A 24,068-nucleotide genomic window follows, 5' to 3' on the forward strand; every position below is an offset into this window, starting at 1 on the left:
ATGGTTAGTTAACCTGATGTTATTCAGTTTGCATAACGTGGGCGCTTTAATCTTGCTGACCAAAAGAGTGTTTATGCGTTTATCTACTATGTTTTTTGCTGCTACTAGCCTGGTACTGTTAGCCATTACAACGTCAAGTGTATTGGCCAAGGAATATCAGGTAGACACGCCAAGTGCTTACCAGAAAATCGCGACAAATTTATCTGCTGGCGATACCGTTGTATTAAAGAACGGTCGCTGGGAAGACTTTGAAATTTTATTCAAAGGAATTGGCACAAAGAGCGCCCCCATCACATTAACTGCCGAAACCAAAGGTAAGGTAATTTTAACCGGGCAATCTAACCTTAGATTAGCGGGTGAATACCTTGTGGTAAAAGGGTTAGTATTTAAACACGGCTATACACCAAGCAGTTCGGTTATCGAATTTAGACAAGATAGCGATAATCTGGCCAACCATTCCCGTGTTAGCGAAGTGGTTATTGACAACTTCAATAATCCGGATAAGCGTGAATCTGATTACTGGGTGGCCTTATATGGCAAGCACAACCGCCTTGACCACAGCCACATAGTGGGTAAACGCAATAAAGGCGTAACGGTTGCCGTTAGACTTAACGACGAACGCAGCCAACAAAACCACCACAAAATTGATCATAACTATTTTGGATACCGCCCTACGTTTGGTTCAAACGGCGGCGAAACCTTACGTATTGGCACAAGCCACTATTCATTAAGCGACTCTTTCACCTTGGTAGAAAACAATATTTTCGACCAAACCAATGGTGAAGTAGAAATTATTTCAGTGAAATCTGGCAGCAACACATTACGCGGCAATGTCTTTCTTTCTGCCCGCGGCACGTTAACGTTGCGCCATGGTAACAACAACTTGGTTGAACAAAATATTTTCCTCGGTAACGGCGTAGAGCACACGGGCGGCATTCGCGTTATTAATAAAGGGCAAATTATTCGTAATAACTACCTTGAAGGGCTCACCGGTTATCGTTTCGGTAGTGGCTTTACGGTAATGAATGGCGTACCCAATTCGCCTATCAACCGTTACCATCAGGTAGAAAACGCCCAAATTAGCCACAACTCACTGATTAATGTTGACCACATTCAATTAGCGGCCGGTAGCGATAGCGAACGTAGCGCCGTACCTATTAATAGTAAATTCACCCATAACTTGGTAATAAATGAAAGCCAACAACAGCCCTTTACACTATTTGATGACGTAAGCGGTATTACCTTTGCCAACAACATAAGCAATACCAAGGTTGTTGACGACGTAGCTTCAGGGTTTGCACGTAAAAGCGTTGCTCTAGAACGTGCTGATAATGGCTTATTGTACCCCACAGGCGATATGGCAGAAGCCGGCGCGCCGCGTGATCTTAAGGTAATTTCAAAAGACCAAGTTGGTGTTAGCTGGTACCCGAAAACACCTGCGGTAACCGAATTTAATTCTGGCGAAACCCACGTGGTAAGCGCAAAGCGAGGTGCACTCTTTGATGCTGTTGAACAAGCAAGCGACGGAGATATTCTGGAGCTTTCCCCCGGCGAATATGACATACCTAAGCTAATAAAAATAAACAAAACGCTCACTATACGCGCCAAGCAACAAGGCACAGCGAAGCTGAGCTTCCAGCGTTCAGCGCTATTTGAAATTCACGATGGTGGCAGCTTAACCCTTACAGGCCTTGTTATTACCGGTAGTAATAGCCCAGATTCAGCCGGTAACAGCGTAGTAAGAACGCAAAAATGGGGCATGTTAGAAAATTACCGCTTTATTATGACTAACTCTACGCTGGTTGACTTAGACATTAACCATTCGTTTCATTTCTTCGCCACCGGCTTTGGCGCCTTTGCTGATGAAATAACACTTGTAGATAATCAGTTTAAAAACGTAAGCGGCGACATTCTTCGCTTAAATAAAGAAATTGAAGACTTAGGTATTTATAACGCTGAGTACGTAACCTTACGTAACAACCAATTTGAAAATGTAAAAGGCGCCGTAGTAAAACTATACCGTGGTGGTACAGACGAAAGTACCTTCGGCCCCCATTTCATTATGACCGATAACACCCTTACCAACATTGGCCTAGGCAAGCGAAACAAAGAGCAAGCCAGTATTTATCTACATGGTGTTCAGGTAACAACAATAAAAAACAACACAATATCTGCGTCGGCACCTATTGTGGTTGAGCATACTGTTGGCGAACCCAAAACCGTGATAGTGAACAATACCTTCACCGACACTAAGGCCCCCAGCGTAGAGGAACTTCACTTTAAAGGGCCACATACTGCCCAAGTTGAAGATAACGTTGTAAAACAAAGTTCAGCGAAGTAGAGGTGATAACGGATATGACACTATTTAAGCGAAGTAAATTACTATGGTTTAGCCTGTTAGGTTTTGCGCTATTAGCCACGCTGCTGCAGGCCAACGCTTATGCAGCACACCCAAACCTGGTTATTACTACCAGCGATGTTGATAAAATGCGTGAGGCGGTAACGCAGCCAGGCCGCTTTACCGATGAATATAAAAAGGTACGTGCCAGAGTTGATGAGCAAATCAGTCAGCCCATTGTGGTGCCTGTGCCTAAAGATGGCGGTGGCGGTTACACCCACGAGCGCCATAAGAAAAACTATCAAATTATGTACGATGCCGGGCTAATTTATCAAATTAGCCAAGAGCGCAAATATGCCGACTTCGTACGCGATATGTTACTTGAATACGCTAACTTATACCCTACCCTTGATGTGCACCCTAAGCGTAAAGTTAAAGCACAAAACCCCGGCAAGCTGTTTTGGCAAAGCCTAAATGAAGCGATGTGGTTGGTATACACCATTCAGGCATACGACCTTATTTACCCTGCGTTATCTACCTCGTCTGCTGAAAAAATTGAACAAGACTTGCTAACCCCGGTGGCCGAGTTTTTATCCGTTGGACAGCCCTCTACCTTTAATAAGGTACACAATCACGGTACATGGGCTACCGCAGGCGTGGGTATGACAGGCTATGTACTTGATAAGCCTGAGTGGGTTGAAATTGCACTATACGACCTTGAAAAATCGGGCAAAGGTGGCTTTTTGAAGCAGCTAGAAATGCTGTTTTCTCCGCAAGGCTACTACAACGAAGGCCCGTACTATCAGCGCTTTGCTATGCTGCCATTTGTAACCTTTGGTAAGGCAATTGAAAATAACGAGCCTGATCGTGATATTTTTGGCTACCGCGATGGCGTATTGCAAAAAGCTATCGATACCACCATTCAACTTAGCTACAACGGGTTGTTCTTCCCCATTAACGATGCAATTAAGAGCAAAGGCACAGACACCATAGAACTGGTTCACGCTGTGACTATTGCGTATGGCCGCACTGGCGATACGGGCTATTTAGATATTGCCCGCGAGCAAGACCAAATTATTCTTTCAGGTGACGGCTTAAAAGTGGCAAACGCGTTAGATAAAGGGTTAGCCACTGCGTACGATTTTCGTTCTGTAGCCTTTGGCGATGGCCACGATGGTAAGCAAGGCGCCTTGGTTATTATGCGTAGTGATATTAACGGCGAACAAGCTTTGCTATTTAAGCCCGCTGCGCAAGGCTTAGGCCATGGTCACTTCGACAAGCTTACTTGGCAATTTTACGACCTAGGCAACGAGATCGTTTCAGATTATGGCGCTGCGCGCTTCTTAAATGTTGAAGCGAAATACGGTGGCCGGTATTTACCTGAAAACGAAAGCTACGCGAAGCAAACCATCGCTCACAATACCGTGGTGGTAGATGAAGCCAGTCATTTTAACGGCAATGTTGAGCGCGCAAACCAACATGCACCTACCCTCGCCTTTTTTGAAACCAATCAATATGGGTCGGTAGCCAGTGCACACATAGACACCGCGTATGACGGGGTAGATATGTCGCGTCTGCTTGCGTTAGTAACATTGCCTGAACTACAACAAACTATTGCCATTGATATTTTCGATGTAGTCTCAGACGCTGAACATCAGTACGACCTTCCTTTGTACTACCAAGGGCAGTTTATTGACAGCAACTTCCCATTAGATGCGCATACCAATACGCTTTCAGCCCTTGGCGATAACAACGGGTATCAGCACTTATGGCTACAAGCGCAAAGCCAGCCAAGCGAAGGGCTTGCTAAAGTAACTTGGCTAAACGACAACGGTCGCTTTTATACCCAAACCAGCGTGGTTAACGGCGATGAGCAGTTCTTATTTACCCAATTAGGTGCCAACGACCCTAATTTCAATTTGCGCAACGAAAAAGCGGTGATCCGCCGCGTTGCCGGGCAAAAACGTCATCAATTTGTGTCGGTGTTAGAACCCCATGGCGAGTATAACCCCAGTAAAGAGTACACCTTAGGTGCTATTAGCCGCATTAGTGACGTTAGCCTTAGTGAGCAAGAAGCACTTATCTTAGTCACCCTGGACTTTGGTGAGGTTAAGTACCTTGTAGCAGTGAATACCGCTACGTCGGCAGACAGCGATACCGAACAATCTTTTAACTATCAAAACTTGTCTTATTCACTGAAAGGGCGTCTCGCCACTTATGTGATAGAGAATAATCAGGAGTAAATACTATGAAAAAGCAGAGCGAACATTTTCTATTTGGTAACGAAACTAAAGTTGAAGATTTAGGTGGCGGTTTAAAGCGTCAAATGCTCGGCTTCAACGAAGAGCTAATGGCAGTAAAAGTGTTCTTTGATAAGGGCGCAGAAGGCTATACCCATAAGCACCGTCATTCGCAGGTAACTTACGTAGAATCGGGCGAGTTTCACTTTACCATCGACGGTGAAATGAAAGTGCTTAAAGCCGGTGACAGCTGCCTTATTCCTCCTTATGCAGAGCATGGTGCAATTTGCCCTACTGGCGGCGTTTTAATAGACACCTTCAGCCCTGCACGTGAAGACTTTATAGAAGAATAATAAGGTGCAAATTGCCGCTGCTGCCCACAATGGCAGCGGCTGGTAATTACGTACCCGCGTTCGTCATAGGGCGCTTGAGTCTGAACCTCCCCTCGCTTCTTGCTGAGCTGAGGTGTACGGGTAACAGGCCCTAATATTGAACCATTGAAAAACCAGAGTAAGTCATGATGAAAAATATTTATTTCCTTGGCGAATGCATGATGGAACTAAAATCGACTGACGAATCGACCATGAATCAGTCGTTTGCCGGCGATGTTTACAATTCTGCCGTTTACCTAAAACGCTGTTTTCCTGAAACTGCGGTGTCGTTTGTAACCGCGGTGGGTGGCGATCAAATTAGCCAGCGCTTAATTAACCGTTGTGAAGGTGAAAACCTCTCCACCGATGCTATTTTCCGTCACCCCAATAAAACCTTGGGTTTATACCTTATTGAAACAGATGAAACCGGTGAACGCAGCTTTACTTATTGGCGTAGCGACTCTGCGGCCCGTGAGATTGTCGACTTTTTAGATGACAGCGTAATTGCACGTTTTAGTGCCAACGATATGCTGTTTATTTCAGGTATTTCTTTGGCGGTAATACAGCCAAGCCATCGTGACAAGTTTTGGCAGATAATGGAAAAGTTAAAAGCCTTAGGGGTAACTCTGGTGTTTGACCCTAATTATCGTGCACGCCTTTGGCAGGGTGCCGATGAAGCAAAGGAGCAAATTGAAAAGGCGCTAACCCTTTGCGATATCGCTTTACCTGGGGTAGAAGATTTCACCGAACTATACAATCTTCACAATGCCGAAGACGTTATTGCATTTTGTGCGCCTTTCAATGTTCCTGAAATCATTGTTAAAAATGGCGCTGCCTCTGTGGTTAGCCACTGCGATAACGAAACCGTTGATCACACCATTATACCTGTAACCCATGTGGTAGATACCACATCGGCAGGCGATGCCTTTAATGGCGTGTATTTAGGCGCGCGACTTAATCAACAGTCGGTAGCAGACGCCATAGGGTTAGCTGCACAAGCAGCAGGTGTTGTTATTCAACAGCCCGGCGCTATTGCCCCCGCCGATGTATTTCAACAGGCCCTTAGTGACATTGGCTTTAATGTGAATTAACCACGAGTACAGAAACTATGAAATTGTTTTCAGACCTAATGTCGGGTCAGACATTGTTACCTATTATACAAGCAGACACCCCAGAACAAGGTGTAGGCATTGCAAAAGCCATGGCAGAAGCCGGACTTTCGTTGGTGGAAGTTGTGTTAAGAACCGAGGCTTCGTTAGACGCATTATCGGCAATAAAACAAGAAGTTCCTTCGTTAAAAGTAGGTGCTGGTACGGTAATTAACACCGACATTCTGCAACAAGCGCTTGATGCTGGGTCTGACTTTATTGTTACCCCTGCCGTGTCGCCAACTTTGTTGCAGGCGCTAAGCGAAGTAGCCGTACCCGTGTTACCGGGCGTGTCTAATACGGGCGATATATTAATGGCCTACGAATTTGGCTTTAACGAACAAAAACTATTCCCAGCCTCACTGTCGGGCGGCGCACCTTTCTTAAAAGCCGTTTCTTCGGTATTTAGAACGGTAAACTTTTGCCCCACCGGGGGAGTGAACCAAGACAACAAAGACAGTTATTTAAGTTTAAATAATGTGTTCGCTGTGGGCGGAACTTGGGTGGCCAAACCACAATGGGTAGAGAACAAAGAGTGGGATGCAATTACCCAGGCGTGTCGCGAAGCCACTGCATAATAGCCCACAGGTTAAAACAACATTTTTGGTGCAAGGCTAAGGATGTGTAACAATTACCTGTTAACGTTATGTTTACCTAATATCATTTATTTGCGCTTAATTGGTTAACCAGTTAAGCGCATTTATTTTTATCTCTCAAACCACATTAGTAGGTTGAACGCCGCCTTTGCAGCGGTTTAAACTCCCACCTTACCACTAAGCATATCTTATTGAAAGATATAGCATTATTCTAAAAATAACGCCAAGCACATTAACGTAAGACCAAATCACGCCGTTTTCACACAGCTCTTATAACCAATTTGGTCATAACAATTAGTCTAATAAATTTAAATAAATATTACCAAAAGGTTGACCTTTGCGCTATATATTGTAAGTATTGCGTTAATCATTTGTAAGTTCTTCCAGTAGTGTTCTTACAAATTGTCGCAACCCTAGTATTAACAATATGAGATGCGGCGCTGATTTATTCACACATTTGAATTGGCGCGAAAACCACACACAGGACAACACTATGGAACACAAACTATCTAAACTTACCTTAGCGATGCTATCGGCTTCCGCCATTAGCATGAGCTCTGTTGGTTATGCACAAGAAACCAATACCGATACGCAAGCCGACGATATTGTAGAAATTATTGAAGTAAAAGGTATCCGTAGCTCCCTTACCAATGCCCTTGCTGAGAAGCGTTATTCAAATAACTTGGTAGAGGTGATTGAAGCAGAAGATATTGGTAAATTGCCTGACCAAAACCTGGCCGAAGTATTAGAAAACGTCACCGGTATTCAAATTACTCGTACTGCAGGTGTTGGTACTGGCGTACAAATTCGTGGTACTGACGCAAACAGAACTGAAATTAACGGTGTGTCTACGGTAGGTTCTGGCGCAGGTCGTACGGGCATCAACTTTGAAGATGTGTCGGCGGCTATTATTGCCGGTGTTGAAGTTACTAAGTCGCCTATGGCTAAAACCATTGAAGGGTCGGTGGGTGGTACCATTAACCTACGTACCATTCGTCCACTAGAGCTTGACGATACCCTTGCAGTATTTCGCTTACAGGGTGAAAACAGCAGCTTGACCACTGACAGCACCTTTACGCCTCGTGTGTCGGCAACCTTAGGGGATAACTGGGAATTAGATACAGGCACACTCGGTGTTGTAGTAAGTGCAAGTTACGCCGAACAAGACGTATCTGCATTTCGCCCAAGAGCAGACCGCGATAATATTATTACCTCGGATAGCGGCGCAGCTAGCGCACAATCTTTCGATTTCTTACCTATTCAGTTCTTCGTACAAGATTACGACAACTACGAATATGAAACAGTTAACTTAGCCGGTACCATCGAGTGGGCACCTAACGAAAATACTAAGTTCTTCTTTGACGCTGTCATTAACGACCAAGAACGTTTACAAGAAAGTTCGCGGGTACAAGCTTCTGGTGTAAGTAGCTTAAACAACATTTCAGTGCCAACAGAGTTTGAAACCGTAGATTTTGGTTCATTAGGCGGCACCGACCTAGGGTCTATTCAAGCCGCGTTAGCTGGCGTAATTCCGGTAAACCTTGACGATGATGATGACGATCCTAACCTTCGTTTTTCAAGTGATACCAACTCGCGTATTACCCGCAGCGAAGTGTTCCGCCTAGGTGGTGAATGGCAAGGCGACGTAATTTTTGTAAGCGCAGAACTCGCCTCATCGTCGTCAGATACCACTACGCCAAGTTTCAATACAACACTTAACTTTATTAACCCTAATGCGCCTTTAGATGCTGGCGGCGGCAACGACAATAGTGTTCCTTTTGAATACGACTTATCGGGCGGTTCGCTAGCGTTCGGTATTGCCTCAGATGCGCCTTATGGCCCTTCTGCCGAACAACTGCTAGATCCTAACAACGTAGTTCTACGCGATGTAAACATTGGCAGAAACGTGTCGGAGAACAGCGAAGATGCGTTTAGAGTAGATGTAAGCTACGCCCTAGACTCGTTCATTACCTCGGTAGATGTAGGTTACCGTTTTAGTAAAACCTCCAGCCTACGAGATCAAATTAGCTCGAACGTTGGTTTACGCGACATGGCAGATAGCCCACGCGGTAGCTTATTTTCCGACTTACTTGTAGCGGGCCCAACTAACTTTAATGAAGCTGATGGCCGAGAGCTATACGTTCGTGATTTCCTACTGATTGACCCTGAATTGGTGGCATCTGATCCAGACCGCGTACTTACTACGCTACAAGAAGCCATTGATACCATAGGTGGTTCACAACAAATTAGTGAGCCTACTTCAAGCTCAGCAGGCTTCTTCGACATTGAAGAGAAAACCCACGCGCTTTATGCACAAGGTAACTTTGCCACAGACATGTTCCGCGGTAACTTTGGTGTGCGCTATCTTAAAACCGATATTGAATCGTTAGGTAACTCGACCACCGTTGATGCCGATGGTAACGACGTGGTGTCTTCTGTTGTCACCACAGGTGATTACGACTTCTGGTTACCGCGCATTAATATTATTGCCGATGTAACCGACGATGTTGTTGTTCGTGCTGGCTGGGGTAAAGATATTCGTCGCCCTGACTTTGACGACCTTTCTACCTCGGTAACCTATTCAACAAGCCCCAACCCACCGGTTGCAATAGGTAACCCTAACCTATTGCCAGAAGAAGTAACCTCATTCGATTTATCTGTTGAATGGTACTTCGCGCCATCGAGTGTATTAAGTGTAGGTATCTTCCACAAAACCCGTGGCGACTTGATTGTTCAGCAAGAAGTAAGCCCCTACGAAGACCCAGTAACAGGTTACCGTGATACCACAGCACCTTGTGAAGACGGCGGTATCTTTAACCCTATTGCTGACGTTAACGTATTTGGCCCTGATGGCGGTGTAGGTGTATGTGTGCCCACCTCTACCAACATTAACGATACCGACGAAACAACCCAAAAAGGTATAGAGATTGCGGTGCAATATGACCTTGCTAACTTTGAAGAAGAGTTGGGCTGGGCATCGGGCTTCGGTGTACTTGCAAACTACACAATTCAAGAGTTCTCAGGTGGTGACGCTGTAGATAGCGCAACTAGCCGTGCGGACCAAGTGTTTGCCGCTACGACAGGCCAAGAAGGCATTGATGTTACAGCTATTCAAGGCTTAATTAACCTGTCTGAGAACGCCTATAACTTTACGCTTTACTATGAAAAGTACGGTATCTCGGCGCGCGCTCGCTACACGTGGCGTGAAGCGTACCGTTCAACTGACTTCGGTAGTACCTCTAGCTTCCCTTGGGGCTTCCCAGTGGTGCAAGACGACAGAGGCCAGTTAAACGCCAGTGTTAGTTACGATGTTAATGACCAATTAAATGTTGGCCTAGAAGCTGTGAACATCACGGAATCTGACGTGAAACAGTACTGTGTTAACGAAGGCGCGCTATTGTGTTACCAAGGTCTGACCGACCGTCGTATCACGCTTGGGGTGACGTACCGTTACTAAAAATTTGTGTGTGTTAGGAACATCTGTTCCGCTTGCTAGCGAGCCCGAGCGGCTCGCTTTTTTTGTTTGAGCATTGTTATAATCTGCTTATCGTGATATTGCAATATTACCAATTCTATGTATATTGGTAAGAATGTATGAAGTATCGTACCAAACGAAGCAAGGATATTCGTTTTTGGGCTGATGGGGTTCAATCAACTGACCACGAATATGCGAACACCTCACAACGCACCCGCAGATACGTAACAAAATTTCCTCAAAGGGTTTAGAAATGAAAAGCCGTCGTATGTTTTGGCAGATTGCCGAAAAAATTGAGTCATTGATTAAGTCTGGTTTGTATCCGCCCGGCAGCCGTCTTCCCCCAGAACGTGAACTTGCCGAAACCTTCGACGTTAGCCGCCCTACTATTCGTGAGGCTATTATTGCGTTAGAAGTAATGCAGTTAGTTGAGGTAAAAACCAGTTCGGGTGTTTATGTTTTAGAAAAGGCTAACGAAGAAGCTGAAAAAATAGCCGACAAAATTAGCGCCTTTGAGTTAACCCAAGCACGTGCCTTAGTAGAAGGCGAAGCTGCTGCGTTAGCCGCGGTATCTATTACCGATAGTGAGCTTAAAGCCCTGCAGAAAACCCTAGATGCGATGGAATCGGGAATTGATGCTGATAATGCCGACCGCGATTTCCATGTGATCATTTCTACCGCCACCCGCAACAAAGCTATTTTGTTAGCAGTGGAACAATTTTGGGAATTACGTGACTCTCAGCCCAAAATTAAAAAATCTTACAACAGCGTGTGTAGCCAGTCAGACCAAGACAGGCTTGAAGAACACAGAGCTATTTTCAACGCATTAAAAGAAAAAGATTCGCAAGCGGCCCGCTCGGCCATGCATGCGCACTTTAACCGCTTAATTAATGCGTTATTTGCAGTAAGTGAAGCTGAAGCGCTAGAAGAAGTGCGCAAGAAAACCAGCCAAACGCGCGACCTTTATTCATTAAGCCACATTGTGAGCCGCAGCTAGGCCCATAGCATTGCCCGAAGGGTAGTAAACAACAATTTAAGGCCGGCCTATCAATAGGCCGGTTTTTTTGTTTTATACAAGCTCTTATAAAATGTCGGCCTGCCCCCACTCATCGAAGTTTGGTAACTGCCGTTCATAATATTCAGCTACCTTTTGCTTAACGCTGTGGCCAATAGTAGGGGCTAACCTATCCAGTCGGCGCTTAATTCTGGCGGTAACATCTACCTTGTTACATTCAGCTGGGTTAAGTAAGTTATCTAGTTCGGCCAAACCATTACTTGTTTCACTAGCGCGAGTATCAACGAAGTGTTCATTTCTACCTTTAGCGCTTTCATCAACACATACCTTTGACGCAGCATCAATTCGCGCGAGCACCAAGCACACTGCTACAACATAAAGTGATACATTTGCTTGCAGCGCTAAATCTTCGAGCTCTTTAACACGACTTGTTGCAAACTCTAGTTTTCTTAAATATTGCGCCGTCCATTGCGTTTTACGCCACCAACGTCGATTCATATCGTTAAGTAGAACCTCGACCAATTGTTCTACCGATGTATAGTGTACCGGCCCTAAGCAAAAATACTCAAAGTCGTCATGGCGATCTTGGGCGTAGCTTACATTCATATGCGCACCTGCCGCAGAATGGCTTATTGCAGACGGTGGCGCTAAACGAAAGCAAACATCGGGCGGAACCATTTGCGGAATAACCCTTGGTGTGGCTGGCGAATCAATACATTCTTCGCTTACATCAAGCATTACAAAACTCGTGTATAGGCTAAGCATACCTAAGTGCGTTGCCAATTCGGTGGCCGCTTCTCTCTCTAGTTCATGAATATGCTGCGCGGCCGCTATGTGCACTAGCGCTTGTGCCCATTCACCGTTAACGGTTTCACTTCGCCATTCGTGCTGATGCCCGGCAACAGTAAGTGAGCACTCCCCTTGGGCAAACACCGGCTGTGGCAAATTTGTATACCACACTGTATCGCCAGAAGACCACGCCATAGGCGCTACTTCGGCACTGTCAGTGAGCTTGGTAAAGCATAATTCAACAGGCAGGGCTGTTGAATGAATGGCCTTAACCGTATTTTTCACCACCTCTTTCAACTCGCCATTGGGGTTTACAATATGTAGCGTACCGCGCGTGGCATGAGATAAGCGTACTAACGCCTGTGTATTTACACTGTAGCCTACGCCAATAATGTGAAGGTGCGCATTGTGCTTTTCGCATGCTAATTGAACCGCAGCCACCTCCTCTTCGTCTAAATGCATAAGCCCGTCGGTGATAAGCATTATATGTTTGGCTTTTTCACTCGGCTTTTCATAAGTAATAGCGTGCAGTAAGGCGCTAATAAGCTCGGTTCCGCCCATATCGGCGCATACTTGGTTAAGTGCCGCAAGTGCTGCTTTTTTATGCTGTGTATTTAAGGTAGCTCTACCTGCAAATAGGGTTTCATGCTCAAATCCAAACGACGTAATATTGAACGCTACCGATGAACTAAGGTTTTGTACTACATCAATTAATACCTGTTTACATAAATCTATTGCCGCCCCTTCCATCGACCCCGAGCGGTCGAGTACCACATGCAAAAAAGGGCTTCCTGAGGGGGCGTATAGTGCATCGCTAGAAGCCACATTCGGCACGCCTAGCGTATAGCTATAACCTCGGTAGCTAGCATTAAAAAGCTGATCGCACGCATCTTGCTGCCAAGTAACAAAAATATCTCTGTCGAGCAGCCCATTTAGTTTAATAACTGAGGCATCACCTAACAGCGCATGAGAGCTTGCCTGCACTTGCGCCTTATGGGGTAAGTTAACCGTAGCAGAAAAAGGGTACTCGGCAAAAAAGTGATACTCTGGCTCCATATCGTTTCCTGTTTGCCCATAACGAGGCGCCAGCGTAGTAGGCAAGCGATAGGTGAACGTATCCCCTGCATTCGTTATTGTGAGCAAGCTGGCAATGGTCATTTCTATGGTGAGCGACTCTCCCCCATCCAAATTCCCTACATTCAGCCCATAAACCCCATCATTCATAGACTCAAGCATTACCGAGCGTTTCCCCGACTCCACAGCCTCTTCATATACATTACTGGCTTCATTGCGACGTAACACTTGCCCACTAAAGGTACGCCCTTCCATCATCACATCGCATTTCATTAAGCTACTGCTTCGCGGTAGCGCAAAGTGATAAAGCGCTTCTACAGGGTTAGTACCATTATTTACCACTTGCAGTGAATAACGGGTAAGCGCCATAGGCCCTTTAAATGAAACACCAATGGTGGCAGATAAATGCATAACAGATTTATTCATTGGTTGCTCCTTGGGGGCCCTGTTGTTCTTGTGGGTTTAATTGCTGCTGCAGCTGACTAACAATAGAATTAGCCAAATCACGCAGCTGATGCTGCGTTAAGTTGCACCGCGCACTATCAACATCAAGGCTAACCCCATCGGCAATATGAATACGGGATACAAAGCTAATGTCGCCAGCGGCCTTGCCTTGAGGGCTATGTTTAGAAGAAGGTTGAGATGAAGGTTTAGAAGAAGGCTCAGAAGAAGCATCAGCATGCGGTAGATGCTCGCCTAACACCCCTTGTGTTTGTAAAAGCGAGGCAATACGTGAAAGGTTTAGGCCCGCCTCTTTGTACTTGCGTACTAGCAGTAACTGCTCTACATGACGCTCGGTATAACGAGGGGTTTTGCGCGCACCAAACGGGGCTTCAACTAACCCTTGCTGAATGTAATAGCGGATCGTTCGCCGCGCGAACCCCGTTAAGTCTTCCAACTGTTCAATTGTATACTCAGCCATCACTCTTTCACCTTAAAATAAACGCCACATTTAAATGACACTTAAACTGTTATATAAGCTGTCATTTAAATTGTCAAGGTATAGGCTAGGCGAAGGGGCAATGTATTTAATACAATTGCTCATAAGATCACTCACCTGCTATCGCATTCCCTTAGAGATAAAGGCGGCGTTTTTGTCACGTACTATGACAAAAGGCTAGTAAGTTATGGGTTCAAAAATTTGCCAGAAAAGCTTTATGGGCATGCGTATATGTACACCCTAAAAGTAGGTTGTGACACTTTTTTAGCATCTAAGTATGGTATGCATTATTTTTTCATCGTTTAAGATTATTATCCTTTTTATATTAACGAATTCATTACTCTTAACTTAATAAAATCAGGTTATTGATTTATAGAAATTTTATGCGTCAAATCACCAAGGCAATTTATTTATTAGTTGAAAAGTATCACAGGCTATATGGGTTAGAACTTTACCTCTTTTCTCATAGCGGATTCGGACCGGGGTACTGGGGTTTTCAAGTAGCGGGCAACCGTACTTGGAGCGCACGTTCAAGCATTGTAAATGATGATGGAATAGGTAAAAAAGTACGGAACAGCTATTCCCTCGTAAGCTACCTTCACGACGTATCGCTTCCTAGTTGGTCACTGAGTATGGACAAACAAAAAGCTAAGGGTCAACCAAGGCTACACTCATCGAAGCAGCTTCGTACTCATACCGTAGTAAACTGGCTTGAAAAAGAAATGGGCTTGATAAACTACTTCAATCAACACCACGACGCGATAGAGAGGTGGCGCGGTACCTATACGGTTGAAGCAGCGGAAAAGTATATACTCACCATAAATCTAGCTGGGCTTGCAGCTACCGAGAGAAATTCACTTTTGGTAACGCCTGGACAATGCTATGACTCCTACTACGACAATTCTGAGTTTGATCAAATAAAAGAAGATATCTATACGAAGCTACGTGCAGAAGATAGAAAGATTGATATTTTTGGTACTAAAGGAAAGTGGTTTTGTAGAAACGGACTAGCCTTAATTGACAATACCGTTGTTAATTTCTGGCAGGAGTATGTAAAAGGAAAGAGCGCGAAGGAAATTTTAGCAACCTAACCCAAGGTTTACACTCGTCGGCCATGCTATATTTCAACGCGAAAGCAAAACAAATTAGCAAACTACGCTTGTGGCCTTTGTGTGAAAACCCAGAGTTACCCGTTTTGATATCAATATGGCATCTTTATCAAAAAAGAGGTAACTCTTATGTAGCTTAGTAACAGTACTATCGCTATACAGATTTTGCTTAACCTTGCCCTAGCACGCGCCTGACTACTTATTAAAAGTAGGTTCGGCTCCCGACATCGCTATATCTACCGCACTTTTGCCCATGGTTTGATCACCTACGTATTGTGGATCAAACGCCGGACGAGAGAAGATACGACGTACCAAAGGCTCGAAATGCGATAGCGGTTTTGTGGGGTAGTCTGGGTCGAAAGAAGACTGATCCCACTTTTCACAAAAATCGACACAAGATTGATACCACGGGTGATCTTTTAAGTAATCACGCTCATTCCTATCGCCACCTAAATGATGTGCATAATAGAAATTTTGAAACAAACCATGCTGATTAATTACCCAGGTAACTTCAGGTCGCACGTAAGGACGTAAAATAGCAGCTGCAAATTGAGAATGATTATGCGGCGCCAAATCGTCGCCTAAGTCGTGCACAAGCGCAGCTAAAATCATCTCATCATCCGCGCCATCTTCTTCTGCCCGCGTCGCCGATTGTAACGAGTGCTCTAAACGCGAAACCTGATAGCCAGAGAGTGTATTTTCTAATTGCTTTAACGCATTTAAAATTCTATCTGGCAGCCCTTTCGCAAATTCTGCTTCGTGCTTATCAAGAAATTGGAACTCTTCTTTTGTTCCTTCTTTCATTTGTTTAAATGCTACGGTTTCCATAGTGCCCCCTTTATTGCCCACGCATTTTTTGCTTTAACAACTTATAACGGCCTTTTGGTGCGTCGTAGTCGATATAAGCGCCGTGCAAATGACGTAATCCTTTATTCGGATCGAAACCCGTTCTTCCATGCAATACACGGGTGTTATGAAACATTTGCAGCTGCCCTGGCTGTAAACAAAACTTCCATTCATATTCTGGTGCGCTAAGTAGCTGACCTAGCCGTTTACGGGCATTGTGAAACGTAATTAAATCTTCATCGTTTAATAACGGCAAATTATCTAAACGGGGGCTATAAGCAATGCCAGTAACTTTACCCGTGGCGTCAGACTCGATAATGGTACGTCGTTCTACTAAGTCTACTTCACTATCAAAATGGCGAAAACGTACGGGTACTTCGCTAAGCATTTTGTAGCCTTCTGGCTGTTCTTTTTTTAGCTGTTCTAACACAGATAAACTGTCTACTAGCGTAGATAAACCTTCACCCGCTTGGTTTTGTAAGCAATGCAATAATTGAATGCCGGGCATGGGGTCGCGATACGGGTTATCTGTGTGCGGCCCTAGCGGCACTGAACGATAAGCAAGGTCGCTTGAGTTGGGTCGAGAATATACTTCAAAAGACTTACCAAAGTTGGTTTCTCTTACATGACCAAAAATTTCAGCTACCTCGATAGTGGCTTCAAGGTTTTGCGGTACGTTATCAACAATAATTACGCCATAGGTAAGAAACTTTTCAATACCCGCGATAAGCCCCTTGTCTGTATGCAGTGAATGATAGTCCACATGAAAAACAGACTTATCAATATCGCTTTTCCACGGACGCGGTGCAGGAGCACCATCAAGGTGATCAAAATCCGCATTAAATTCGCTAAGGTCGTATTCACCACTATAGCCATCGCTAAAGGTTAAATTAGCACGCATTGCACTCTTTTTTTCTACCCGAGTAAGCGCTAAATCTGTGTCTAGCTGATGCGGGTCGAACAGGCGATGTTTGGTTGTCTTATCTACATTTTCTGTATCTTGACAACGCTCCCTTAGCCATAGCGCAGGCAATGTAATTTCTTTGCCATCTATGGATGCAAGTACGCGAGCTTGTTGTTCATCTATGCGGTAATTGAGTGATTGCACCTGTTGCACTTTTTGATTTTTCCTCTGTGAAATGTCAGGCTGCGAGTATCAAGCAAAACCACATAGCACAACAGTAGCTATGACTTATGAGAAACATGCAAATTCATTATGAAGCAGCGCAACGAATCACCAACATTGAATAGTCTTCTTGCTTTTGATGCCACCGTTAAACTCGGCTCAATGACCCTTGCTGCCGAAGAATTAGGCATAAGTCAGCCCCTTGTATCTCAGCGAATACGCGCACTAGAAGAGGTGCTTGGCGGGGTATTAATTAATCGAGAGCATAAACCCACCTCACCTACCATGGCCGGCATGAAATACTATAATGAAATAGAAAAAGCACTGGCCACAATTCAGCGTGCCACAGACAGTGCAAAAAACGATTTTAACGATTTTCGAACACGTATTTCTATTAGCGCATACTTTGGGTTTGCGTTTCACTGGTTGATGCCGCGACTACAGCGCCTACAGCAAGCCTTTCCCGATTATTTATTCGAAATTCAGCCCACAAATAGCTTATCTGATCTTCTCGCATCACAAGCCGATATTGTGTTTCACTACTCGAATTTAGCGGGAAGATACGAATACGAGCACATGATGATTGAAGAAGAAGTGTTTCCCGTTTGCTCGCCTGAATTAGCAAAAAAGTTAGGCCTTAAAGCGGGGCAAGCGCTCACCGATTTAAACGACGTTCCGTTGCTTCACAAAGACGTAGACGACCCACGCTGGCCTAATTGGAAAAGCTGGTCGAAAGGCGTAAAAATAAAGCCATCAGAAAACCCTATTTTATTTCGCTACAACAACTTTCCGTTAATTGTAGAGGCAGCAGTGGCAGGGCAAGGCCTATGCCTTGGCTGGAAAGGCTTAATCACATCCTTCATTGATGAAGGCAAGCTTATTCCACTGGGCCCTAGCCTAAAGTCACCCGGTAGAGGCTATACCATTTGCTCTAACTACCATTCCACCTTCGCCATCGGCAATGTAATTAAATGGTTGGTTAATGAGGCGTAGTATGTAAGTAAAACGCATCGCTACTGGCTTATAAGCTTTAATCGCTGATTATTTAGTGTAGTTTTAAAACTCGGCTGTAGTTTCTGTGAATCCGCCTGCTGTATATCTCGATACCTTTAGCGTACCCCGGGAGTATTGACTGTCCAATTTCGCAGCGGTCATCGTTTGGGGATGATTTAAAGTTCATAAACACGCAGATTCGAACCGATGAAAAAGTCTACTTTAATAAGCATGTCAAAGCCGTTGAGTTCAGCGAGGCTATATTCGATGACTTATACGAAGAGGCTATTTTCTACTAGGTGTGTGCTTATATGATTCACGCCACCGTGATACGTTTACCCCAAAAGTACGTTTAAAAAGACGATTAAAATGGCCTGGGTCTTGATACCCTACGGCCCACGCTATCTCTTCAGCACTTTTATCGCTGTGCTTTAAGTATTCTTTCCCCTGTTCAATTCTCAATTGCTGAATGTAGCTAAGAGGCGTTTCGCCTGTCGCCTCTTTAAACCGACGTTTAAAAGTACGCTCTGTCATATTAATGCGCGCCGCCATTTCCCCAATAGTGATTTTTTCTGCAAAATGTATCTCTAGCCACTGCTGAATATTCAAAATATCGTCGTCTTGATGGTAAGTCTGGTGATTCAATGATGTGGTTTCTGCTGTTACACCTCTTCGAAAGTCCACAAGAAACGCTTGCTCTATCGCTGCTCCCACGGCTTTACACGATAAGCGGGATATTAGGAAAACTATAATTTCTAACGCTGCGTTTAGCCCGGCAGAACAATACAACTCTCCAGTAGCAGTAATAAATCTATCGGCCCTTAGGTTTACTTTCGGAAAAGCCCGCGCGAAGTGCCCTTGCTTATGCCAGTGCGTTGTTCCCATTCTGTCATTAAGTAAACCCGCCTGTGCTAAAAAGAAAGCACCAGTAGCCGCTGCCATAATAGGGACCCCCTTACTATGCCACTGTCTTAGCTTTGGGTATAAAGCAGCTTGCTGAGTAAGCAGTGGCTCCATGTCTCCCCAAACACTATGTAGAATAACGAGATCTGTTTCTTCGATATCAGCCAACGCACAATCTGGCGTAATAGCTAAACCACTAAACGTAGACGTGGGATTACCGTCTATGGTTACCAGCTTCACAGTTATTGGTCTTCCTAATATCCTATTTTGTAGGTCTGAAGCGAACTTAAGCACATCATGCGTTAACCCCATACTAAGCCCCATGGCGCTTTCACTCGCATACAATGTAACGTGGTTTAGCATTCCCTCTCCCTGTTTAATCTCGACACTTTGGCCCAAATGGCCAATCAAATGTCCCAACTCACACTGTTAACATTATTTTCACAAAATTACTATTGGATCAGTTGAAAATGTGTGGAGACAAAAATGCAATTTACCGAAGAGCACGATGCACTTAGAAAAACGGTTCACAATTTTGTTAATCAAGAAATGGACCCGTTTATTGACGAATGGGAGAGTGAGGGCATTGCGCCTCTGCATACGTTGTTTAAGAAAATGGGAAACTTGGGTTTACTGGGAATTCAAAAACCTGAAAAGCACGGTGGCGCAGGTTTAGACTATAGCTACAACCTTGTATTTGCCGAAGAAATAGGTAGAGCGTATGGAGGCTCTATCCCCATGGCTATTGGGGTACAAACCGATATGGCTACCCCTGCCCTGGCACGCTTTGGAAGTGAGGACTTAAAGCGCGAATTCTTAGCGCCGGCAATAGCGGGAGATATGGTTGCATGTATTGGTGTAAGTGAGCCTGGCGCCGGTTCAGATGTGGCTGGCCTTAAAACGACGGCCCGTTCAGATGGCGACGACTACGTTATAAACGGCACTAAAATGTGGATTACCAATGCGACCCAAGCTGACTGGGTGTGTTTGCTGGCAAACACCAGTGATGGACAAGTGCATGCCAACAAATCGCTAATTGTAGTTCCGCTTAATACTTCTGGGATCACTATTTCCAAGCCGCTTAATAAATTAGGCATGCGCGCCAGCGACACAGGCCAAATATTTTTTGATGATGTGCGCGTGCCAAAACGGTTTTTAATTGGTGAGGAAAATAAAGGTTTCAGCATGCAAATGATGCAGTTTCAAGAAGAGCGCATGTATGCTGCCGCGAGTGCATTAAAAGGCATGGAACGCATTATTAACGACACAATTGAGTGGGCAAAAGACCGCAACACCTTCGGCCAACCGGTAATTTCTAATCAAGCTGTTCACTTTAAGTTGGCTGAACTTCAAAGCGAAATTGAAGCACTTCGTGCCCTAACCTGGCAAGCCTGCCAAGACCATATTTCAGGTAAAGATGCCACCTATTTAGCGTCTATCGCAAAGCTTAAAAGCGGTCGTTTATGGCGGCAAGTCACCGACGGGTGTTTACAGTATTGGGGCGGAATGGGATTTATGTGGGACAACCCTGTTGCACGGGCTTACCGCGACACGCGCATACTGTCTATTGCTGGAGGTAGCGATGAAATGATGTTGGGTATTATCGCTAAATACATGGACATTTTCCCTAAACGAAGATAGCGCTGTAGCCACATTATGAAAAAAGTTGAAGAGTTACTTAATGAAAATATGAGGCTGCCCATTATTTGCGCCCCCATGTTTTTAGTCTCGAGCCCTAATTTAGTTATTAGCGCCTGTAAAAGTGGAATTGTGGGAAGCTTTCCAGCGTTTAACACACGTACTCAAGCTGCCTTAAATGAATGGTTAACAACTATTGCCAGCGCCCTTGAAGCTGAAAAGCGGGAAAACCCTGCAACCAAAGTTGCCCCCTTTGCTGTGAATATGGTTGTTCACTCATCGAATAAACGTCTCGCGGCAGACTTTGATGTAGTGAAAAAACACAAAGTGCCTTTTGTAATAACCAGTCAGGGCAATCCACAACCCATTGTTGATGAGGTACATCAGTGGGGAGGCATCGTGTTTCACGATGTTATTACGGTTGCGCATGCACGAAAAGCAATTGAAGCGGGTGTAGACGGGCTCATCTTGGTCGCCGCAGGTGCGGGGGGGCATGCTGGGGAAGTAAACCCGGTTGCTCTCGTTCGCGAAGTACGTGAGTTCTGGAAAGGCCCACTGGTATTGGCAGGTGCAATTAATGATGGCTATGGCGTAAGAGCCACGGAAGTACTCGGGGCAAATTATAGCTACATGGGCACCCGCTTTATCGCCACAAAGGAAGCAGAGGTAGACCCTGATTATAAATCAATGCTACTTGAATCTGATCTTCGCGACCTTGTACTTACCGATACCTTCACCGGGGTTAAGTGCAATTTTTTAAAACCATCGATAGCGAGAGCAGGCATAGATCTCGCCATGATTGACGGTAAAGAAAGCGTGGACCTAGATCTAGGGGGCAGTAATGCCTGGAAAGACATGTGGAGTGCGGGCCACGGCGTTAGTGGTATTCATTCTGTAGAGCCAATAAGCCACTTAATCGATCGACTTATTAACGAGTACAACCAAGCCGCGCAAACGCCCATTTTCACCCACGCGTCACCTATCAACTCAACGCGAACCGGAGGCTAAGTTATGGCAAGACTTCACTCTAGTATTGATCTCAAAAGTACATCCTTCATTGAAAATTCATCGGCGATGGAGCGTGCAGTTTCTGAGTTTCGTTCTATAGAGGAAAACGTTGTTCTTAAAGCCCAGGAAAAAGCCCCACGGTATGAAGAAAAAGGGCTACTTTCACCGAGAAATCGGCTTGCTTTGCTATTAGATACCAATACCCCTTTTCTTCCCTTATCTACGCTATGTGGTTATAAGCAAGAGGGAGACAAAGATGGGAGCGCTGCAGGTGGTGGAGTAATCGCTGGTATCGGTTATGTAGCCAATACGCGGTGCATAGTTATGGTAGATGATTACCTTACAAAAGGTGGCAGTATCACCGAACTTGGTAGTAAGAAGCGTCTTCGTTTATATCAAATAGCGCTTAAACAAAAGCTCCCCGTAATTGCATTATCGCAAAGTGGTGGCGGCGATCTTACCTCGTTAGGCGATTGGTTTGGATTCTCCGCAGCCGGTTTTGCCATGCAAGCTCGCTTATCTGCAGCAGGCATTCCGCAAATTACAGTGGTACACGGTAGTGCAACGGCAGGCGGTGCCTATCAACCGGGGTTATCTGACTACGTGATTATGATACGTAACCAATCTACTGTTTATCTAGCAGGCCCACCTTTACTAAAAGCGGCAACAGGTGAAATAGCCACCGATGAGGAAATTGGCGGTGCGGAGATGCACAGCGGGGTATCTGGCGTTGCCGATTTCTTAGCAGAAAACGACGCAGATAGTATTCGTATTGCCCGCGAAGTTACCCAAATGTTGAACTGGAATAAAGAGCAAGAAATAACTAAGCCGGTGCGGGCAGATTTACCGGCGTATTCTGCCGCTGAACTTCTAGGTGTAGTACCAAAAGACGCCAAAACCCCTTACGACGTACGTGAAGTTATCGCTCGCATTGCTGATAAGTCGGACTTTGTGGAGGTTAAGCCTGAGTTTGATGTTGGCACTGTGTGTGGATTCATATCTATTGAAGGCGCTTCATGCGGTGTAATAGGAAACAATGCCCCTATTACGGCAAACGGAGCGGCAAAAGCAGCGCAGTTTATACAAATGTGCGAGCAAGCTGGCACACCGCTTATATTTTTACACAACACCACCGGATTTTTGGTAGGAACCGATTCGGAGCGCGCAGGCATAATTAAGCACGGCGCTAAATTGATTCAGGCGGTTACCAATACGACTGTGCCTAAAATAAGCATAGTGCTCAGTGGCTCGTTTGGCGCAGGGAATTACGCCATGGCCGGTAGAGGTATTGAGCCCGACTTCATGTTTGCTTGGCCTCGGTCGGTGGTAGCGGTAATGGGCCCCGCGCAAGCAGGAAGCGTACTTCGCACCGTAGCGCAGGCAAAAATGGAGCGAAGCGGAGAGGTGGATGAGACAAAACTTAATGCGCTAGAGAAACATACCGTAGGTGTTATGGAAGCTAAGTCTCGCGCATTGGCCAACTCGGCTCGGCTGTGGGACGACGGCATCATAGACCCCCGAGACACCCGCCCTATCCTCGCATTTGTACTATCTATTTGTAAGGTCGCAAAAGTTAAAAAATTAAACCCTACTAGCTTTGGCGTTGGCCGTTTGTAGTGCATCTAACAGCTAATGGAGTACACCATGAATAACATAAACTCGACGGCCTTTAATGAAATTACCGTTCGCCATGAAAACGGCGTTCTATACATTCATTTTAATCGGCCGCAGAAAAAAAATGCGATGAACCTAAAGCTTGTTGAAGAGGTGATGCAATGCTTTCAACACACTGAAGAAATCACAGATTTGCGTGCGGTGGTTATTGCTGGAAGCGAAGGCAACTTCTGCTCGGGGGGCGATATTTCTGATATGCATTTATCCTCGTTAAGTGAGTCTGAAAAAGAGCAGGCCATTTGGCACTTCAACAGAAGCTTTGGCCATATGATAACCCAAGTTAAACATTCACCTACTCCGGTTATAGCGGTAGTTCAGGGCGCAGTGCTTGGCGGCGGGTTTGGCTTAGCATGTGTAGCCGATATTGCTATTGCATGTGAAACCGCGTTTTTTTCATTGCCAGAAACAGGGCTCGGCATCATTCCTGCGCAAATTGCCCCCTTTGTGGCAAGCCGTATTGGTGTAGATCAAACCAAACGCTTAGCGCTAACCGGGGAAAAAATAGACGCCCAACAAGCGCTTCAATTGGGCTTAGTTCATCGGGTTTGCCCGCCCAGCCAGCTAACGCAGCAACTAACCAGTGAAATTAAGCGCATTAAACGGTGTGCGCCCACTGCGAACAAAAACACCAAGCGTTTGCTACTAGGGCTAAACGAGACCCCACTTGAACAATTATTAGATAACGCGGCCGATGCGTTTGTTAATTCGCTTACCTGTGATGAAGGCGTGGAAGGTACCAAAGCTTTCATACAAAAGCGCAGCCCCTCTTGGTGCGAGTAAATATA

General features: G+C 45.2%; 18 protein-coding genes. 13 read left to right on the forward strand and 5 right to left on the reverse strand.

Translation table 11 applies throughout. The features are described from left to right. The first annotated feature begins 73 nt into the window (after positions 1–73). From GTH32_RS04535 to GTH32_RS04565, 7 genes are all read left to right on the forward strand, one after another. Complete coding sequence (locus GTH32_RS04535; protein ID WP_163084054.1) at positions 74–2,341, forward strand: polysaccharide lyase 6 family protein; 2,268 nt, start codon at positions 74–76, stop codon at positions 2,339–2,341. 14 nt (positions 2,342–2,355) lie between these two features. Then, the gene (locus tag GTH32_RS04540; protein ID WP_163084055.1) at positions 2,356–4,581 is read left to right on the forward strand and encodes a heparinase II/III domain-containing protein; all 2,226 of its coding nucleotides are present in this window, start codon (positions 2,356–2,358) and stop codon (positions 4,579–4,581) included. A gap of 5 nt (positions 4,582–4,586) precedes the next feature. Continuing rightward, positions 4,587–4,931 (forward strand): cupin domain-containing protein, encoded by a 345-nt coding sequence (locus GTH32_RS04545; protein WP_163084056.1) that lies wholly within the window; start codon positions 4,587–4,589, stop codon positions 4,929–4,931. Positions 4,932–5,098: 167 nt separating this feature from the next. Next, positions 5,099–6,040: a sugar kinase gene (locus GTH32_RS04550; protein ID WP_163084146.1), complete on the forward strand. Its 942-nt coding sequence runs from the start codon at positions 5,099–5,101 to the stop codon at positions 6,038–6,040. Positions 6,041–6,057: 17 nt separating this feature from the next. Beyond that, positions 6,058–6,675, forward strand: coding sequence for a bifunctional 4-hydroxy-2-oxoglutarate aldolase/2-dehydro-3-deoxy-phosphogluconate aldolase (gene eda, locus GTH32_RS04555; protein ID WP_163084057.1), 618 nt, complete (start codon positions 6,058–6,060; stop codon positions 6,673–6,675). Positions 6,676–7,186: 511 nt separating this feature from the next. Next, the gene (locus GTH32_RS04560) at positions 7,187–10,150 is read left to right on the forward strand and encodes a TonB-dependent receptor (protein ID WP_163084058.1); all 2,964 of its coding nucleotides are present in this window, start codon (positions 7,187–7,189) and stop codon (positions 10,148–10,150) included. Positions 10,151–10,421: 271 nt separating this feature from the next. Continuing rightward, entirely contained in the window at positions 10,422–11,165 is a 744-nt protein-coding gene (locus tag GTH32_RS04565; RefSeq protein ID WP_163084059.1) for a FadR/GntR family transcriptional regulator, read from the forward strand. A gap of 84 nt (positions 11,166–11,249) precedes the next feature. Here GTH32_RS04565 and GTH32_RS04570 read toward each other — a convergent pair whose 3' ends face one another. Both GTH32_RS04570 and GTH32_RS04575 read right to left on the reverse strand, forming a co-directional pair. After that, entirely contained in the window at positions 11,250–13,472 is a 2,223-nt protein-coding gene (locus tag GTH32_RS04570; protein ID WP_163084060.1) for a VIT domain-containing protein, read from the reverse strand. Beyond that, positions 13,465–13,968: a MerR family transcriptional regulator gene (locus GTH32_RS04575; protein ID WP_163084061.1), complete on the reverse strand. Its 504-nt coding sequence runs from the start codon at positions 13,966–13,968 to the stop codon at positions 13,465–13,467. The genes GTH32_RS04570 and GTH32_RS04575 overlap by 8 nt, the downstream gene beginning before the upstream one ends. A 401-nt stretch (positions 13,969–14,369) precedes the next feature. Between GTH32_RS04575 and GTH32_RS04580 the strand changes: the two genes are divergently transcribed. Continuing rightward, positions 14,370–15,077, forward strand: coding sequence for a hypothetical protein (locus GTH32_RS04580; protein ID WP_163084062.1), 708 nt, complete (start codon positions 14,370–14,372; stop codon positions 15,075–15,077). Between the two features lie 213 nt (positions 15,078–15,290). Here the strand turns inward: GTH32_RS04580 and GTH32_RS04585 are convergent, their stop codons facing one another. Then, positions 15,291–15,923, reverse strand: a complete 633-nt coding sequence (locus GTH32_RS04585; protein WP_163084063.1) for an HD domain-containing protein — start codon at positions 15,921–15,923, stop codon at positions 15,291–15,293. Between the two features lie 10 nt (positions 15,924–15,933). Continuing rightward, entirely contained in the window at positions 15,934–17,049 is a 1,116-nt protein-coding gene (locus GTH32_RS04590; protein WP_163084064.1) for a TauD/TfdA family dioxygenase, read from the reverse strand. 108 nt (positions 17,050–17,157) lie between these two features. Between GTH32_RS04590 and GTH32_RS04595 the strand changes: the two genes are divergently transcribed. Further along, entirely contained in the window at positions 17,158–18,060 is a 903-nt protein-coding gene (locus GTH32_RS04595) for a LysR substrate-binding domain-containing protein (RefSeq protein WP_163084065.1), read from the forward strand. A gap of 285 nt (positions 18,061–18,345) precedes the next feature. Here GTH32_RS04595 and GTH32_RS04600 read toward each other — a convergent pair whose 3' ends face one another. Further along, entirely contained in the window at positions 18,346–19,326 is a 981-nt protein-coding gene (locus GTH32_RS04600; protein ID WP_163084066.1) for a GlxA family transcriptional regulator, read from the reverse strand. Between the two features lie 123 nt (positions 19,327–19,449). On the opposite strand from GTH32_RS04600, the gene GTH32_RS04605 reads away from it, so the two are divergent. From GTH32_RS04605 to GTH32_RS04620, 4 genes are read left to right on the forward strand one after another with little or no spacing between them, the layout of a single operon-like run. After that, a complete protein-coding gene (locus tag GTH32_RS04605; RefSeq protein WP_163084067.1) occupies positions 19,450–20,604 on the forward strand; it encodes an acyl-CoA dehydrogenase family protein in 1,155 nt (384 codons plus the stop codon). Positions 20,605–20,619: 15 nt separating this feature from the next. After that, positions 20,620–21,609 (forward strand): NAD(P)H-dependent flavin oxidoreductase, encoded by a 990-nt coding sequence (locus tag GTH32_RS04610; RefSeq protein ID WP_163084068.1) that lies wholly within the window; start codon positions 20,620–20,622, stop codon positions 21,607–21,609. Between the two features lie 3 nt (positions 21,610–21,612). Continuing rightward, complete coding sequence (locus GTH32_RS04615; protein ID WP_163084069.1) at positions 21,613–23,226, forward strand: acyl-CoA carboxylase subunit beta; 1,614 nt, start codon at positions 21,613–21,615, stop codon at positions 23,224–23,226. 27 nt (positions 23,227–23,253) lie between these two features. Further along, on the forward strand, positions 23,254–24,063 hold the full coding sequence (locus GTH32_RS04620; RefSeq protein WP_163084070.1) for an enoyl-CoA hydratase/isomerase family protein: 810 nt from the start codon (positions 23,254–23,256) through the stop codon (positions 24,061–24,063). The last annotated feature ends 5 nt before the right edge of the window (positions 24,064–24,068 follow it).

It is taken from the genome of Alteromonas profundi, from assembly GCF_010500865.1.
GTDB lineage: Bacteria > Pseudomonadota > Gammaproteobacteria > Enterobacterales > Alteromonadaceae > Alteromonas > Alteromonas profundi.